Annotated in this window: 11 protein-coding genes; 4 read left to right on the forward strand and 7 right to left on the reverse strand. The window is 47.1% G+C overall.

The window, feature by feature from the left end; translation table 11 throughout:
- Window positions 1–71 precede the first annotated feature (71 nt).
- Window positions 72–1472: a hypothetical protein gene (locus tag PRU_RS00325; protein WP_041385470.1), complete on the forward strand. Its 1401-nt coding sequence runs from the start codon at window positions 72–74 to the stop codon at window positions 1470–1472.
- 39 nt (window positions 1473–1511) lie between these two features.
- Here PRU_RS00325 and recA read toward each other — a convergent pair whose 3' ends face one another.
- The 3 genes from recA to PRU_RS00340 are packed head-to-tail and all read right to left on the reverse strand — an operon-like array spanning window position 1512 to window position 4475.
- Window positions 1512–2534 carry a recombinase RecA gene (recA, locus tag PRU_RS00330; protein WP_013063920.1) on the reverse strand — a complete coding sequence of 341 codons (1023 nt, stop codon included), beginning with the start codon at window positions 2532–2534 and terminating at the stop codon, window positions 1512–1514.
- A 40-nt stretch (window positions 2535–2574) separates the two neighbouring features.
- On the reverse strand, window positions 2575–3813 hold the full coding sequence (locus PRU_RS00335; RefSeq protein WP_013065478.1) for a saccharopine dehydrogenase family protein: 1239 nt from the start codon (window positions 3811–3813) through the stop codon (window positions 2575–2577).
- Window positions 3814–3869: 56 nt separating this feature from the next.
- The gene (locus tag PRU_RS00340) at window positions 3870–4475 is read right to left on the reverse strand and encodes a DUF6621 family protein (protein ID WP_013065334.1); all 606 of its coding nucleotides are present in this window, start codon (window positions 4473–4475) and stop codon (window positions 3870–3872) included.
- A gap of 205 nt (window positions 4476–4680) precedes the next feature.
- On the opposite strand from PRU_RS00340, the gene nhaD reads away from it, so the two are divergent.
- Window positions 4681–6012, forward strand: coding sequence for a sodium:proton antiporter NhaD (gene nhaD / locus PRU_RS00345; RefSeq protein ID WP_033151010.1), 1332 nt, complete (start codon window positions 4681–4683; stop codon window positions 6010–6012).
- A gap of 35 nt (window positions 6013–6047) precedes the next feature.
- Here nhaD and PRU_RS00350 read toward each other — a convergent pair whose 3' ends face one another.
- Genes PRU_RS00350 through PRU_RS00365 form a run of 4 tightly spaced genes read right to left on the reverse strand, consistent with a single transcriptional unit; the run spans window position 6048 to window position 15461 of the window.
- Window positions 6048–8783, reverse strand: a complete 2736-nt coding sequence (locus PRU_RS00350) for an ATP-binding protein (protein WP_177168179.1) — start codon at window positions 8781–8783, stop codon at window positions 6048–6050.
- A gap of 18 nt (window positions 8784–8801) precedes the next feature.
- Window positions 8802–11573, reverse strand: coding sequence for an ATP-binding protein (locus PRU_RS00355; RefSeq protein ID WP_177168180.1), 2772 nt, complete (start codon window positions 11571–11573; stop codon window positions 8802–8804).
- 2 nt (window positions 11574–11575) lie between these two features.
- Complete coding sequence (locus PRU_RS15125) at window positions 11576–13558, reverse strand: PAS domain-containing sensor histidine kinase (protein ID WP_013065077.1); 1983 nt, start codon at window positions 13556–13558, stop codon at window positions 11576–11578.
- A 1-nt stretch (window position 13559) separates the two neighbouring features.
- Window positions 13560–15461, reverse strand: a complete 1902-nt coding sequence (locus PRU_RS00365; protein ID WP_187288014.1) for a sensor histidine kinase — start codon at window positions 15459–15461, stop codon at window positions 13560–13562.
- 286 nt (window positions 15462–15747) lie between these two features.
- Here PRU_RS00365 and frr point away from each other — a divergent pair, with 286 nt between their 5' ends.
- Both frr and rsgA read left to right on the forward strand, forming a co-directional pair.
- Window positions 15748–16308 carry a ribosome recycling factor gene (frr, locus tag PRU_RS00370; RefSeq protein ID WP_013064196.1) on the forward strand — a complete coding sequence of 187 codons (561 nt, stop codon included), beginning with the start codon at window positions 15748–15750 and terminating at the stop codon, window positions 16306–16308.
- Entirely contained in the window at window positions 16309–17238 is a 930-nt protein-coding gene (rsgA, locus tag PRU_RS00375; protein WP_013064802.1) for a ribosome small subunit-dependent GTPase A, read from the forward strand.
- Window positions 17239–17248 lie beyond the last annotated feature (10 nt).

The raw sequence follows: 17248 nt of genomic DNA on the forward strand, positions 1-17248 counted from the left end.
ACAAAATATTTGGATATTCATCCGAAAAAGTCTATCTTTGCACACAGAATTCTATATTAAAACAATCGGTCATGATGAAAAAAACGTTTTTAACTGCCTGTATGGCGTTTGCCTTTATGGCAGCCTCGGCTCAGACCAACTCTTATATTGTAAAGACTAAGGGCGCTACCAAGAGTGCTCAGAATCATATGGCAGACGAGATTGCCGAAGCGATGGAGGAGGATGAGGAGAGTGCTAAGGACTTCATCAGCCAGAACTTCCGCTTCCACAGTTTGTGCGATTGGGAGGAAGGTATGAAGTTTATGGTGATGCCTGATAAGTACGACCTGGTGGTGAAAACTTTTACTGAAACTGCCACGGGCAAGAATGTGAGCAATCTCACATTGAAGTATAAAATCATGATCTATAAAGGCCATTCGGAGAGTAAGGATGGTCATGCCCTGATTAACTTCCAGTGTCAGGATGATGGCAAATCCTATTATTACGAGATAGATTACGGCACCTTTGAGGACTATTGCTTCCAGAAAACGGGTGTGCCCACATTGGCCTATCTGGGCGATGTGGATATTGCCAAGGAGAAGCTGATGGATAAGATGCTGTACACCAAGACCAAGCTTTACCGTATGGATACCGAGTATGATGGCGAGGGCTATCAGGAGGTGCTGGTTGACCAGGATATGGTGGTTAAGGTAGTGGCTGTAGGTGTTGGCTCGCGTAATTTCCCTGTTAAAATCGTGGTCGAGGATAAGGATGGCAACCAGTTCTATCAGAACGTAACGATGTCGAGAACCAACTGTGGACTGCGCGACGATGAGTTGGCAGGTGAAGATGCTCGATTCTTGTTTAATAACTCGTTTGAGTTGCAGGACGACATCATGTCAATCAGCAGTCGTAACTACAAGCTGTTTATTGGTAAGGTGGTACACACCAAGATTCCTGTAAAGATGCTGAACGAGGTTACCAGCAAGCAGCAGGCAATACCACGTTTGGCTGAGTACAAGATTGAATCGATTACGCCCCACAAGAGCGATAATATGGCTACCGTTAAGCTGAAGAATACCACCCTTGGTACCTACTTCTATTCCGAGTGCTTCCTTGATCAGTATCAGAGCGAGGCTCATCCCGATCAGTTCTTCGGTTTGATATTTGCTCCTGGTCCTGGTAAGAAGGTTGTAACCAGCGAAGCCAGTCGTGCTATGATTCGTGCCGGACACGTAGGTGTCGGTATGAGCGAGGACGAGGTTCAGATGGCAGCTGGTGAGCCCGATAAGGTCGAGCCCGGACAGGGTGGACAGTACTTCTGGGTGTTTAACCGCTCGAACGATAAACTGCTGTATGTAGAGTTCGACGGAACGGGTGTGGTTAAGAAAACCAGCGTAAAGGATATGAACGAAGGCACTGGTAAGAAAAAGAAGAAGCCTCAGCCAGTAAAGGGTTGGATGGGTGGTAAAGCCGATCCAACAGCCGAATAAACAATTATCCCAGCCAAGCGGCTGGGATAATTGTTTTTATTATTTCTTGTCAGCGATAGCTTCCATAATCTTTGCTTCGAGTTCCTCGCAAAGCTCTGGATTATCCTTGAGCAGCGCTTTTACTGCATCACGGCCCTGAGCCAACTTCGAGTCGCCATAGCTGAACCATGAACCACTCTTCTTGATAATCTCGTACTCAACACCCAGATCTACAATCTCGCCAATCTTTGAGATGCCCTCGCCAAAGGTAATCTCGAATTCGGCCTTGCGGAATGGGGGAGCTACCTTATTCTTAATCACCTTTACGCGTACCTGGTTACCAATGATGTTGTCGCCATCCTTAATGGCAGTAACCTTGCGGATATCCAGACGTACTGAAGCGTAGAACTTCAGGGCGTTACCACCTGTGGTAGTTTCGGGGTTACCGAACATTACACCAATCTTCTCACGCAACTGGTTGATGAAGATACAGGTAGTGTTAGTCTTCGAGATGGTTGAGGTGAGCTTGCGGAGTGCCTGGCTCATCAGACGGGCCTGCAGACCAACTGCAGAATCACCCATATCGCCCTCAATCTCCTTCTTAGGAGTCAGAGCGGCTACAGAGTCGATGACGATGATATCGATAGCACTCGAACGAATCAACTGGTCGGCAATCTCCAGAGCCTGCTCACCATTATCGGGCTGTGAGATATAGAGGTTCTCTACATCAACACCCAGGTGGGCTGCATAGAAACGGTCGAAAGCATGCTCGGCATCGATGAAAGCGGCAATACCACCATTCTTCTGGCACTCGGCAATAGCGTGGATGGCCAGTGTGGTTTTACCTGACGACTCGGGACCATATATCTCGATGATACGACCTTTGGGGTAGCCACCTACACCTAAGGCTGCATTCAAACCTATCGAACCTGTTGGGATAACTTCTACATTATCTATCTGCTCGTCTCCCATGCGCATAATCGAGCCCTTACCATAGTCTTTCTCAATCTTCGACATGGCGGCCTGAAGCGCTTTCAACTTCTCCTGCTGAGGCGACAAGGCCTCATCTTTTTCTTTTGCCATAGTTAGTTATACTATTTGATGAGTTATTATTTATAATTGATTATAATTCCAAGTCGCCATCGTGGATCTCATGCCAAGGCAGACCCTGCTTGTTGAGCTGCTCCATGAATGGATCGGGATCGAACTCCTCTACGTTGTGAACGCCTGGGGTGTTCCAAAGACCCTTGCAGAACATCATGGCACCAATCATCGCTGGTACACCTGTGGTATAGCTAACACCCTGCATACCGGTCTCCTCGTAGGCGGCACGGTGGCTGCAGTTGTTGTATACATAATAGGTGTGCTCCTTGCCATCGTTGCCAATACCACGGATGCGGCAGCCGATAGAGGTTTGTCCCTCGTAGTTCTCGCCAAGATCCTGTGGGTTAGGCAGCACAGCCTTCAGGAACTGCAGAGGTACAATTTTTACCTTGGCAGTACCAGTACCATCGGCCAATGGTGCCTCGTATTCTACCTCGTCGATACGGCTCATGCCAATGTTCTGAATCACCTCGAGGTGCTTCAGATACTGCTGACCGAAGGTCATCCAGAAACGTGCACGCTTGATGGTGGGGTAGTTGATAACCAGACTCTCGATTTCCTCGTGGTGCAGCAGGTAGCTGTCGCGAGGACCGATCTCTGGATAGGTAAGATCCTTGTGAATCTCCAGAGGCTCAGTCTCAACCCACTTGCCATCTTCCCAGTACAGTCCCTTCTGGGTAATCTCGCGGATATTGATCTCTGGGTTGAAGTTGGTAGCGAAAGCCTTGTGGTGGTCGCCAGCGTTACAGTCAACAATATCCAGATACTGAATCTCCTTGAAGTGATGCTTGGCAGCATAAGCGGTGTAGATTGAAGTAACACCTGGGTCGAAACCGCAGCCCAAGATAGCTGTCAGTCCTGCCTTCTCAAAGCGCTCGCGATAAGCCCACTGCCATGAGTACTCAAAGTGAGCCTCGTCCTTTGGCTCGTAGTTGGCTGTATCGAGATAGTTGCAACCGCAAGCCAAGCAAGCATCCATAATAGTCAGGTCCTGATAGGGCAGGGCCAGGTTGATAACCAGCTCGGGCTTGAAATCGTTGAACAGCACCTTGAGCTGCTCTACATCATCTGCATCAACCTGAGCGGTCTTAATATCCATTTTATATCCAGCCTTGTGGATATCCTCCACAATTTTATCACACTTAGCCTTACGGCGACTAGCAATCATAAACTCTGTAAACACGTCAGCGTTCTGAGCAATCTTAAACGCTGCAACGGTAGCCACGCCACCAGCGCCAATCATTAATACTTTTGCCATAGTCCTATAATTTTTAATGTTTAATTTCTTAATGTTTAATGTTTAATTTTTAATCTTTAATCTTTAATCTCGTCGGCTTTGATACCGAGTGCTGCCATCAGCGAGTAGCCTAAGATTTCCTGACGATAGTTGCCGCCTGTTTGTGGCTGCATGCTGAACACGGTGATGCGCTTGTCATCATCGTCGGCATGGCGCAACGTCTCGCGTACCTTATTATATATAGAGGCATCTTCGGCATTAGGAATCACCATCAGGCGCTTAATGTTCTTCTGGGCGCAAACCAGTTCGAGTACCTCGCAAAAGAAATCGCCAGTCTTGGCAAACTCTTCGGGCTGGTAGGCATTGATGGTAAACTCGCCCAGATGATCCTTGAATGCCTTTTCGCTCAAGTCGTTAGCATAGTTTCCTGGTACGAAGTTTTTCATCTGCTGCTGGTCCTTCTGGTGAATCAGGATTACCTGTATATCGTTCTCACCCTCTCTCACGCCGCCATCGAGTGCCACGCAGTCAAGCCACTTGGCGATATCTGCCTGTGGAATGCGTCTTCCAATCATGCGCTCGAAGTTAACAATGAGATTAAATGCCACAGTGTCAACGTAGTCTGCATCTACCAGTACCACGTTGTCACTCCACTTTACTTCATTATTCAGTTCGTTGTTCATATGGAGTGCAAATATACAAACTTTTTCGCTAAGCAACAAACTTTTCGGGTTTTATTTGGTATTCTTCTCACTTATTATTACCTCTGAGCTTCGCTCTAAGGTACTTCCGTTCGAGAAAACTCAAATAATATTTGGTTTTCTTCTCACTTATTCGTACCTTTGCAGCCAAATTCAAAACAATAATTAAAAAGTATTCTAAACAAAAATGTCAACATTAACAATTTTGATTGTCGTTGTGTTCTGTATAGGCTATCTTTGTATAGCTCTTGAGAGCCTGACAAAAGTAAATAAAGCGGCTATTGCGCTGCTGATGTGTGTGCTGTGCTGGACACTGCTTATGCTCGATCCAATGTCGTATTATCCCAGCTTACTGGGCAGTGATGTGATGCACCACATATCCGAAGTTATCGAACATCATTTGGGCGATGCCGCAGGTACCTTGTTCTTCCTGATGGGTGCCATGACCATCGTAGAGATTGTAGACTCAAACGGTGGTTTTAACTTTGTTCGCGATGCCATAAAGACACGCTCTAAGCGTAAGCTGATGTGGCGAATGGCCTTTATGACCTTCTTCCTTTCAGCTATTCTTGATAACCTAACAACATCTATCGTGATGATTATGGTGCTGCGTAAGTTGGTTCAGAGTCGTAACGACCGATTGATCTATGCAGCTCTGGTTGTTATCTCGGCTAACTCGGGAGGCGCATTCTCGCCTATTGGCGATGTAACCACCATCATGCTTTGGATTAAGGGCGTTATTACTACTCAGGGTGTGCTGACCGAAATCTTTATCCCATCGCTGATTTCTATGCTGGTACCTGCCTTTATCCTGCAGTATCAGTTGGAAGGCAAGTTTGATAAGGAGCAGAATCTGCCAAAGGCCGATGTCAGTACCTTTACCAAGTCGCAGCGCGACATCATCTTCTGGCTGGGTGTAGGCGGTCTGTGCTTTGTGCCCATCTTCAAGACGATTACTCATCTGCCTCCATTCATGGGCATCCTGCTTGTTCTGGGTCTGCTTTGGACAGTTACAGAGATCTTCCACTACAGTGCTTCGGATGATGACACCATGGCCAAGCGTGTAAGCGATCTGCTGTCGCGTATCGACCTGTCTACCATTATGTTCTTCCTGGGAATCCTGATGGCTGTAGCCGTACTGCAGGAGGTTGGCGTACTCACCATGCTGGGTGGCGTACTTGATACCACTTTCGAGGGTAATCACTTCCTGGTAACAGGTATTATCGGTGTGCTCTCGTCGATTGTTGATAATGTGCCTCTGGTAGCCGGATGTATGGGTATGTATCCTGTGGCTGCTACTGGCGATATGGCTATCGATGGTATCTTCTGGCAGTTGCTGGCCTACTGTGCTGGTGTGGGCGGTTCAATGCTTATCATCGGATCGGCTGCTGGCGTGGTTGTGATGGGCCTCGAGAAGATTACCTTTGGCTGGTATATGAAGAAGATTACCTGGGTGGCTTTTGTGGGCTATCTGGCAGGTATTCTTACTTACTGGGTTGAAAGAGCATTGTTCTTCTAAATAATAAGCCCTCGCTAAATGGCGAGGGCTTTTTTTTATTTCCTTGGTATCCACATCCAGAAGGTAGAACCATGACCTTCACCTTCTGATTCAACACCAATCTTTCCTTCGCATCGTTCGGCAATAGCTTTACAGATACTCAATCCTAAACCTGTACCCTGTACAAAGTCGTTGAGCTTTACAAAACGCTCAAACACAGCAGCCTGCTTATCCTTGGGGATACCAGCACCTGTATCTTCGCAGTAGAAGTAGATGCCGCCATCCTGCTCGCGATAGCCCACCTTGATGTGTCCTTCGTGGGTGTACTTGATGGCGTTGGTGGTAAAGTTGGTAAGTACCTGTTGTATGCGGCCCTTATCAAGCGTAGCAGGGAAGGTTTCGTATGGATTATCCTTGATGAACAGCACGCCAGCCTCATCTACACGTTGTGCCAAGGTCTGACAGATGTCGTCGAATACCTTGGCAAAGTCAACCTGCTCGGGCTGGATGGCCAGTGCCTGACCAACATTCGAGGCTTCGAGGATATCGTTGATGAGTCGCATCAGCATGTCGCAGTTGTTACGGATAATGCGGATAAACTCCATACGCTCGCTATGTTCCTCAACCACTGGCAACAGATCGCTGAATCCCACAATGGCATTCAGAGGGGTACGTATCTCGTGTGTCATATTGGCCAGGAAGGCGGCCTTCATCTTACCAGATTCTTCGGCACGCTGCGTCTCGTCCTTTAGTTTCTGTTGGGCCTCCATCAGAGTGTTGATGTTACGGGCCACACCAAAGTACTTACAAACATTCCCGGAGCTATCGAAGCTTGGGATGCCGCTGATGGCATACCATACGGGTTTGGGTTCGCTTGGTGTGTGGTTGAAGTGAATGGTCGTATTATATGGTTTGCCTTGGCGCATAGTTTCATATACCTCGCGGATACCGGATTCGCGATATTCTTCGGTAGCACCAGCAAAGAATTCCTCGATGGTTTCGGTGTAGTCGGATTTTCGGCCGCTTCGACTAAAGTGGATGATGCCCTCGTTGGTATAGAAGCTCCATACGAACATGTTACTGTTCATCAGCAGGTAACCTAACTGTTCCTCATAGGTCTTGATATTCTCGGTGGCTTTACGAATCTCGGTATCGTGCCTATGCTGTTCCAGATATAGGTGTCGTTCGGCAGTCATATCGCGGGCCGTTACCACGTAGAACTGCATCTCGCCATTCTCATCGAATGTTGGGCGCACCTTAATCTCGATATACTTGTAGATGCCTATCTCGGGATAGAACATGCGCTGACAAACGTGGAAGTTCTCTTTTTCGCCTTTGTGGTACTGGCCTTTTACCAGGGGAACTTCGAACAGGTTCATCTGGCGGAAGAACTCCTCGCCATCCTTGTCAAACTCGCAGAGGTCGGCCATGCGACGGTTCACGTCAATCAGTTTACCATCCTTGTCATAGAACGACATGGCTATCAAGCCATATTCGAACATGTTCTGGTATTTGCTGGCTATCTCTTCGTTCATGCGCTCCTCTTGTACCTCGTTGGTGTAATCCCTGAACGAGGTAATGATGTAACGTGGCTTGTCTTCGTCGTATTCTACTACGGCGTGTCCCTCAATCCAATGCCAGTCGGGCTTTTCTATCGTTCCTCTGTTATAACGACGCTTCAGATAGCCCAGATCCTTATGACCTTGACTCATTAAGCGCATGGCTTCGCTGAATTTACCCTTATCTTCTTCGGGGAGGCGTTCCATAAACACGGCGTGACTCATACCTTCTTCGGGTAGCATATCGCCATATCTGTTTTTCAACCATTGTGTCTGGATGTCGAACTCTATCACATAGTATTTACCTGAACTCAGTGCTTTCTGCATCATCTCGTTCAGGTCAACCGATTTCTCAACAGCCTTTCGAACGCGGGTACGCATCACCTGACTGAACAGCAGGAAGATGATGGCTGCTGCGATGATGCCAACCAGCAGAATGAGTGCCATGGGCGATGCATCGTTGTGTACATTCTCGGGATGGAACCACCTGTCGTATATCCTTTCGATATCGCCCGACTGCTCCATACGTGCAAATGTATCATCGATGGCGTGAATCAGATCCTTATCGTAACCGATGATACGCAACTCGCCAGCAGGGATGTCGGTCTCGTCAAACTCAATGCCATCAATGTTCAGCTCCTTAACCTTCATCATCAGTGGCTGTTCGCCCCACATGTAGTACTTGTACTTGCCACTTCGGATACCCATCAGGGCCTCGCGGGGCGAATGGTATTCTACCCTAAACGGCTTGCTCTTCTGTTCGGCTACCTTCAAGTCAACATAGTCGTTTTTCTTTACTGTCAGTGTGTCATTCTTAGTAAGCTGACTGATGCGTCGGAGCGGACGGGTCCCCTTCAGTCGTACAGCCCTCACATTATAATAGGTAATCATGTTCTGGGTGTACTCGAATGGGGGACGGTCGTATTTAAACTTCAGACAGTGGATAAGGTCGGCCTCGTGCCTGTCGAAGGTCTCTGTACACTGGTACCACTCTTTCATGATGAACTTGTGCGGAATACCCAGTTTGTCTAATATCAGGTTCAGTACCTCAACATTATAGCCATCGGGTTCGCCCATGTCGTTTCTGAACTCATAAGGCGGAAACTCCCAGTCGCTCACAATAATCAGCGGTTTATCGGTGGTGTATTCACGTATATATTTAGCTGCCGCTTGCTGCACGTGGCACAAGGCAAGCAAACTGGTAATAGCAAGTATGAATATCTTTTTTGTCATGATCATCAAGTTTCGGATTTAACAACGTTCCATTTCTATCAGCTTACAAGGTATCGAGAACCATACCATGGTGCCCTTGCCTTCGGTAGATTTAAGCTCTATCTGTCCGCCCATATACTCTACCAACTCATGGCAGATACTGAGACCCAAGCCTGCACCATTGTTGGCACCGGTTACAAATCGGTCGAATATGTGCTCGATGTCTTCTTGCTTAATGCCACATCCGGTATCTTCTACCGATACAATCAGGCGGTCGGCAATAAACTCGTAGCGTGCCAATACCGATCCCGAGGTGGTGTGTTGTATGGCATTAGTGAGTATCTTGTTGAGAATCATCGATGCATTGGGCTCATCAATCTCAACTATCAATCGCTTAAACGGATTCTGTGCAATATACTCTACGCCTGGTTGCCTGTGGTTGTCCCATACAGATGAGCAACGGCCCTCGAAAATGCTGGCCAGATCGATGGGCTGAGGCGAGATGGTAATCATGCCGGCATCCAGTCGCGACAGGAACAGAATGTCGTTGATCAGTTTGAGCAGCGAGGCCGAGCTCTCCTTAATCTCATTGATAAATACAGCCTCGTCTTCAGGCGAGTGATCCATCTCAAACAATTCGGAGAATCCTACTACCGTATTCAATGGTGTACGTATCTCGTGGCTCATGTTGTGCAGGAAGGCGTTCTTCACTGTCTCTACCTCCTGGGCACGAACCGACTCCAATGCCAATTTCTCTTCCACGGCCTTTATATCACTGATGTCACGAATCAGTCCGAAGTATTCCACTATCTGTCCATCCTTATAGGTGGGCACAAAGTTAAACTGCAGGTGCAGGGTTACGTGGTCCTTGCGCCTGATGCAGGTCTTGATTTCGGCTCGCAGACTGCCAGGCTGCTTATTATCCATCTTGTTCAGTATGCGCAGTGCCTGTTTCTCTGATGAGGGGGCGATGAATGCCAATGCTCTGGTTTGGGTTAGCGAATATTTCTCGTGATTGATTTCGCTGAATACGGTTAGTGTATGCGTGTCAAGGTGATACTTGGCCAGACTGATGCCTCCTACAGCCAGCACATAGTCGATATTACGCACATAGCTTGTAACCTCGTCCTGTGCCTCTTGCAGTTCGTTGGTGTTCTCCTGCAGCTGTCGGTACGAATGGGCAACCTCGGTTACATTACGTCCAGAACCGAAGAAACCGATGCGCTTACCATTGTTATCGCGGATAGGCATTACCTGCAGCTCGTAGTATAACTTGTCGCGTTTCAACAGATTGTTCAGTATACGCCCATCGTCAGGTCCGTTGTAAATCTGTGTGGCATAGAAGATTTCGAAGTCGTCGAGATCCAAATCTTCTATACCCAGCACATCGGATAGCGAGATGTGCTGTTTTCTGATTGTTTCTATGTCAACTCCTACTACAGCAAGTGATTTGGAGTTCATATCGGTGATATAACCATCGGCATCATAGTACACCATATCAACCATAGCCGAGTTAAACAGCGACTGATAACGCAGCATCGACTCCTTAATGAGCTGTTGGCGCATGCGCTCCTGGGTGGTATCGGTCTTCGAACAGATAATAACTGATGGTTTCTTGTGTTTATCGCGTCGCAATACCGACAGGGTAGCCGTGTAGTTGTTGCTATGAATCAGGTCGTTCTCGTATTCCTTGAGTTGCAAGGTAAAGGTAGGAACTTTCTCCTCGATAACCAGGCGCAAGGCTTCGGTAAGTTGCGTAAAGTCGTTAGGATCGAATCGGTGTGAGAATTCCAGCAGCGAATAGTTGCGCTCGGGGTAGCCGGCCGAGTCCATCATCACAAAGAACTGTGAGTCCACATCGTAAGTACAGAACTTTACGTTACTGGTACGCATAACCAACGACAGACGTTCGTTTTCCCTCAAGATCTTCTTTGTCATTTTGTGTTCGCGAATCTTGAAGAAGGCGTAGTAAATGATAATGGCTAAAGCCAGGATGGCAAAGAACTTAATCCAATCCCAAATCCATGAAGGGATACCCGATTCCTGGCGCTCTGGGTAGAACCACTTGTTCTGGATAGCAGTCAACTGGTCGTTGGCGCGCAGTTTCGAGTAAACGCTGTCCAGTTGCGCCAGCAGGTGATGGTCGTTGGCAAAGAACTTATATTCGCCATAGGGAAAGTCGAAGGGAGTGAGTTCCAGGTTGTCGGTATGGTATTTCATCATCAGCCACTTCAGCGACATAGAGTTCCAAAGTATCACACCTTTGTTTTCAGAACTTACTGTCTGTATGGCCTCTTTCATGTCGTCGAAGGGGATGATTTCCTTGGCCCATCCGTTATCAATCAGTTTGTGGTGACTGAAACTGCCCTCATGCACAATGATAGAGTAGTCGGTAAGGTCTTTTCCTGCCTTGGCATGGATAGCCTGACTTTTAGGAGTTACCAGACTATGGGTGAATATCTGCACAATGGTTTTTCCGTAGGATGAGTTGTTGCGGGCAAAGTCGGCATCCATTCTCAGCATCAGGTCCGACTTATGGTCTTTCAGGTCTTTCTGTGCTTCCAGAGTAGGGCGTAGTCTGATAACGTATGGAATGTCGAGTTCTTTGAAAATCATCTTCAAAAGGTCGATATTATAGCCGTCAGGTTCGCCGTTCTCGTTCAGGAATACATAGGGCCACAGGTCCCAGGCATCCTCATACACCAGCGGTCGCTGATCATTGTAAACAATGATGCTGTCTTTTTGAGCGTATGCGGTGCCAAATGACAGGTGGCAGGCCAAAAGTAGTACAAATATTCTAAATCTATTCATAATCATTCAGTAATTTCTTGTTTACATGGAATCCATACCCAGAAGGTGGAGCCACAATCCTTGCCTTCGGATGTAACGCCAATCTCGCCACCGCTATTGTCGGCAATAAGCTTGCAGATGCTCAGACCCAGACCTGTGCCCTGTACAAAATCATTCAGCTTTACAAAGCGGTCGAACACTTTTCCTTGGTGCTCCTTGGGTATGCCTGCACCGGTATCTTCGCAGTAGATGTACAAGCCTTCCTTATCCTGTCGCATCTGCTGCTCATAACCAATCTTTATATGTCCCTGTTGGGTATATTTGATGGCATTGGTAACAAAGTTGGTTACTATCTGTTGGGTACGTCCGCCATCAATGGTTGTGATATAGGTGGGGTAGGGACTCTCTACCAGGAATTCTATCTTGGGGTTCTTGATGCGCTGTGCCAACGAGGTGGCCACGCTGTTAAAACACTTGGCAAAGTCGGTTCTGGTGGGCTTGACGATGATGTCGCCACTCTCTAACGATGAGAGTGCCAGAATATCGTTCACCAGACGTAACAGCATGTCGCAGTTGTTGGATATCACTTGTATAATTCCCTCTCGCTCTTCGGGTGTACTCATGGTTGCCAATACATCCGAGAAACCTACGATGGCATTCAGTGGGGTACGTATCTCATGACTCATGCTGGCCAGGAAGGTACTCTTGCGCATACCCGCCTGGTTAGCGCGTTCGGTTTCTTCCTTCAGTTGTTCCTGCTTGTAAATCAGGTCGGTAACGTTTCTTACCACACCATAGGTGCCTGTCTGCTTGCCGTTCTCATCATAGTATGGAATGCTATCGATAAAGGTCCACTCCAGTTCATCGCTGTCGTGGAAGAACGGACGCATATGGGTCAGGGTCGACTTAGGCTCGTTAAAGAACTCGTAGGGATGGCGTAATCCTTCGGCAAACGGATCGTCGATAAAGTGGGTAATGAGCTCGTCGAAACCCATTTTGCTTTCTATCACGCTCATCTCGCGATAGAAGGTAACCTCGCGTTTCTCGAACGAGGTGCGGAAAAAATGCATGTCAACATTCTCCATCAGGTATTTCAGCTCTGTCTCGTACTGTTCGATGGCCTGGTTGGTACGTTGCAGCGATGCTTCGTTCTCCTTGTCCTGCTGGTATAGCTCACGTTCCTGGGTAACATCTCGCATATACAGTGTGAAGAACTCCAATTGGTGATCTTCATTGAAAATGGGATGTATTCTTATTTCTGAATAACAGTTCACGCCACGCTCATACATCACTGTCTTGGTGCAGAAGTAGAGGTCGTCGGTAAGATCCTTTCGTAGAATATAACGGAAGGTTGGCAACTCAAACAGACTGTAGCGATGATAGAATGGGTCGTCTTCTGTCTTAAACTTCAGTATCTCGCGCAACTTGTGGTTGGCTGTTAGCAGATGGCCATCCTTGTCGTAGAAAGCCTGCCCCACGATGCTCTGTTCAAACAGTTTGCGATAGCGGTCGGTTAGTTCCCGTTCTTCCTTTTCGGTCAGTATCTGGTCGGTCTGGTCGTCCAGAATACAGTAAAAATTGATTGGCGTTTTCTTGTCATCATAGTCGTATTCCACAATACCTATATCGTGAATATAGCGCCATTGTTCTTCATGCTTGTCCAAACTGCTATCCCATCTGAAGATACACTCCGATGATTCGGCACCTTTTACTAACCGAATAATAAACTCGCTATAGAAATGACGGTCGTCGGGGTGTATGTATTCCAGACTCTGTTCGAAAGTCATACCGTTGGCAGGCAGGAAATCGCCATATAGGTTATAGGCCAGGTGGTTTTGCAGTTTGAGTCGTACCACATAGTTGTTGTCGTTTAGTGTGCGTTGCATGATGGTAGCCATATCCTTGGCTCTCCAGGTATTCTTTCGAATGCTGTAGAGTGTAATGCGGTTCAATATCATGCCTATGATAATCACCACCAGGGTTAATATAACTATCAGTATCTGCATACTATATCACTATTTTTCTTTCAAAGTCAATCATCTCGCAGGGCAGGGCGATAAAGAACGAGCTACCCTTGTCGGGTTCCGACAGCACATCGATGGTACCGCCCATCTGTTCTATCATCTCTTTTACGATAGGCAGGTCCAGTCCTGTGCCAATGCGCTTGTTCTTGCCATCGCTTACAAAGCGGTCGAACATCTTGGTGGCATCTTCCAGGTCCATACCGCCATCTGTGCTGTCAACAATCACAATCAGCTCGTCGTGCAGGTATTCGTATCTTGATTTGATAAGTCCCTCGTTGGTACTCAAACCTACATAGTTACACAACTTCTCGATGGCAATACCCAAGTTGTGCTTATCAATTTTTACACGAAGCGATTTATAGGAGTTGTTGATGATCTTTCTGGCATCATTGCTCGTCTCGCTCCAACCATGCTGGCACCAACTGTCGAACAAGGTGGCAAAGTCGTGCACCTCGTAATTGTATTCTATCATGTGGGCATCCAGACGCGATATGAACAGGATATCGTTAATCAGGTTCAACAGCACATCTGTGTTCTTCTTGATTTCGTTGGCAAATATCGGCTCGTCTTCCAGGCTATGCTCTGTTTTGAACAAGTCGGCAAAACCAATCACTGCGTGTAAGGGCACGCGCAGCTCATAGCTCATGTTCAACAGGAAGGCGTTCTTCAGCTGCTCCTCTTCCTGGGCTTTGGCTGTTTCTTCCTGCAGTCGCATTTCAGTGTACGACATCTCTGTGTCGTTTCGTAGCAGACCGAAGTAATGCGTTACTATGCCATCGTGGTTGGTGATGGGCATCAGGTTAAAGTTCAAGTAAATGTCGCGTCCCTGCTTGTCGGGCAGTTTGGTATGCAGTGTTTCTGATATCGTGCCCAAACGTCGTTTGTCCATATGCAGAATCAAGTGCTTGGCTTTGGGACGGTCGTCGCTATGTATCAGTGCTACGGCATGTAGCTGTGCTATACGTTTACCTGTTTCGGTCAGGTCGCTCAGAATCTCCAGTTCATGGGTGTCGGGGTAGTAGTTTACCAGGCGTGCCTCACTGATTCTCAGCGAGTAGTTGATGTCTCTGATATATTGCTGTATGTCTTTGGTACGTTTCTCAATCAGCTTGCTGGCTTCCTTCTGCTTGTGTGTCGACTCTACCATCTCGGTAATGTCTCTGCCTGCTGCAATCACACCATAAAGCTGGTTGTCCTCGTTTCGGATAGGCCCTAACATCACCTCATAGTATATCTTGCCTTGGCGTGTTACCTCGGGAACACGCTCATCGGTAGCTTTTGTCTGACTGATATCGGTAATCGACGATAGCTGGGTGTGCTCTATAGTGCGTACGTCCATCTCCCTGTACGAGGGAATATCGGTCATTTTCATCTGGCGGTCAAGCAAGGCTTGAGGGTTTTTTACACCAAATGTCTCGCAGGCTTTATCGTTCAGGTCGGCCAGATAGCCATCTGCATCATAGTAAATCATGTCAACTAGCGACGAGTTAAATACTGTGTGGTATCTCAGCATCAGTTTTCGGGTATTCTCTGCCCTTTGCTGCTCCAGAGTAATGTCGCGCTGGGTACCTAGAATCTCGCTTGGCATGTCGTGGCGGTTCCTGTGCAGTACCGAGAGGGTTATCTCGTAGCATTTCACTAATCCGTCTTTGTTGGGTGCACTCTTCACGGTCAGTGTTTCCGATAGGGTTTCTCTGTTCTGTATGTTTGTAATGGCTTTCTGTATCTTTTTAAAGTCATCGCGGTCGTAAAGCTGTGAAAAGTCGAAAGGTGTATAGAGTGTCTCGGTCAGATCCTGTTTTGATATAACCTTAAATATATTCTTCTTGGTATGATAGGTCCAGGTGTCAGTTTTGTTGGCATCCATAATCAGTGTCAGTTGCATATTCAGCCGCTGTACTTTCCTGGTTATTTTGCGTTCGCGATAGTAGATGAGCCGATTGTATACTACCATGCCAATAACGGATATCAAGAAAACCGCTATCAGATAAATATATATATGATTGCTGTATATAAGCATAAATTGTCCGTAAGTATGGTAGTAAACACCCGCAAAGATAGCTGATTTTGCGCAAATAACAAAATTTTTGAACGAAAAAAACGCATTTATTTGGAAGTTTCGCAGAAAAACGTTACTTTTGTCATCAGAAAATGACTAAAAGTACAAAAATATGGTTGACGTAAAAGAAATTTTAAACAAGAGCGAAGAGCGCATGGAAATGGCGGCTATGTACCTCGAGGAGGAGCTGAATCGTATCCGTGCCGGCCGCGCCAACGTGGCTATTCTCGATGCTGTGCGCGTAGAAGTGTATGGCAGCAAGGTGCCCCTCAATCAGGTGGCTAACGTAAGTGTGCCCGACCCTCGTACCATTGCTATCAAGCCTTGGGATCGTAAGGAGATCCGCAATATCGAGAAGGCTATTATGGATAGCGATGTAGGTATCACTCCTGAGAATAACGGTGAGATTATCCGATTGAATATTCCTCAGCCTACTGAGGAGCGTCGTCGCGATCTTACCAAGCAGTGCAACAAGATTGCCGAGAAGGCTAAGGTTGAGGTACGTAACGTGCGTGGTGATATCAAGGATAAGCTTAAGAAAGCAATTAAGGATGGTCTGTCTGAGGACTTGGAGAAGGATGCCGAGGCTGAGCTCCAGAAGTTGCACGATAAGTTTATCAAGAAGATTGATGAGCTGATTACGGCCAAGAACAAGGAAATCATGACCGTATAAATGCGCGGACTTGTTATTAAGAATACAGGCAGCTGGTACACCGTCTTAACCGACGATGGCCAGCTGATTGAGTGTAAGATAAAGGGTAACTTTCGATTGAAAGGTATCCGTAGTACTAACCCTGTAGCCGTGGGCGATAGGGTAGAGATTGTACCTAACAACGAGGGTACGGCTTTTATTACCGAGATCGAGGATCGCCGTAATTACATTATCCGTAAAAGTATCAACCTCTCCAAACAGAGTCATATCCTGGCGGCTAATGTCGATCAGGCCATTTTGGTGGTTACGGTGGTTAATCCGCAGACATCCACTACCTTTATCGATCGTTTCCTGGCTTCGGCCGAGGCTTATCGCGTGCCGGTTATCCTGGTATTTAATAAAACCGACCTGCTCGATGAAGATACACGCCGCTATCAGGAGGCGATGGTACATCTGTATCAAACCATTGGCTATGAGTGTTATCAGATTTCGGCCGAGACAGGTGCAGGTGTTGAGGCTCTGCAACCCTTGCTCAAGGATAAGATAACCTTGCTGAGTGGTAATAGTGGCGTAGGTAAATCAACGCTTATTAACCGTTTAGTGCCTGGTGCTAGTCAGCGTACAGCCGAAATCAGCGATGCCCATAATACGGGTCAGCATACCACCACTTTCAGTGAGATGATTCGGTTGGATGAAGGCTGGTTGATCGATACCCCAGGTATTAAGGGCTTTGGTACGTTCGATATGGAACCAGAAGAGCTTACCAGCTATTTCAAGGAGATATTCCGTTTTTCTCAGGATTGCAAATTCTCAAATTGTACCCATACCCACGAACCTGGTTGTGCTGTGCTCAAAGCACTCGAGGACCATTACATTGCCGAAAGCCGCTATCAGTCATATCTCTCGATGCTCGAGGATAAGGACGAAGGCAAATATAGAGCAGCTTATTAAACAAACATAA

The sequence above is a fragment of the Xylanibacter ruminicola 23 genome, from assembly GCF_000025925.1.
Lineage (GTDB): Bacteria > Bacteroidota > Bacteroidia > Bacteroidales > Bacteroidaceae > Prevotella > Prevotella ruminicola.

Bases quoted from the DNA above. Each gene is read 5' to 3' on its own strand.
- PRU_RS00325 (WP_041385470.1), top strand. From the start codon at position 72: ATGATGAAAAAAACGTTTTTAACTGCCTGTATGGCGTTTGCCTTTATG.
- recA (WP_013063920.1), bottom strand. From the start codon at position 2,534: ATGGCAAAAGAAAAAGATGAGGCCTTGTCGCCTCAGCAGGAGAAGTTG.
- PRU_RS00335 (WP_013065478.1), bottom strand. From the start codon at position 3,813: ATGGCAAAAGTATTAATGATTGGCGCTGGTGGCGTGGCTACCGTTGCA.
- PRU_RS00340 (WP_013065334.1), bottom strand. From the start codon at position 4,475: ATGAACAACGAACTGAATAATGAAGTAAAGTGGAGTGACAACGTGGTA.
- nhaD (WP_033151010.1), top strand. From the start codon at position 4,681: ATGTCAACATTAACAATTTTGATTGTCGTTGTGTTCTGTATAGGCTAT.
- PRU_RS00350 (WP_177168179.1), bottom strand. From the start codon at position 8,783: ATGACAAAAAAGATATTCATACTTGCTATTACCAGTTTGCTTGCCTTG.
- PRU_RS00355 (WP_177168180.1), bottom strand. From the start codon at position 11,573: ATGAATAGATTTAGAATATTTGTACTACTTTTGGCCTGCCACCTGTCA.
- PRU_RS15125 (WP_013065077.1), bottom strand. From the start codon at position 13,558: ATGCAGATACTGATAGTTATATTAACCCTGGTGGTGATTATCATAGGC.
- PRU_RS00365 (WP_187288014.1), bottom strand. From the start codon at position 15,461: ATGCAACTGACACTGATTATGGATGCCAACAAAACTGACACCTGGACC.
- frr (WP_013064196.1), top strand. From the start codon at position 15,748: ATGGTTGACGTAAAAGAAATTTTAAACAAGAGCGAAGAGCGCATGGAA.
- rsgA (WP_013064802.1), top strand. From the start codon at position 16,309: ATGCGCGGACTTGTTATTAAGAATACAGGCAGCTGGTACACCGTCTTA.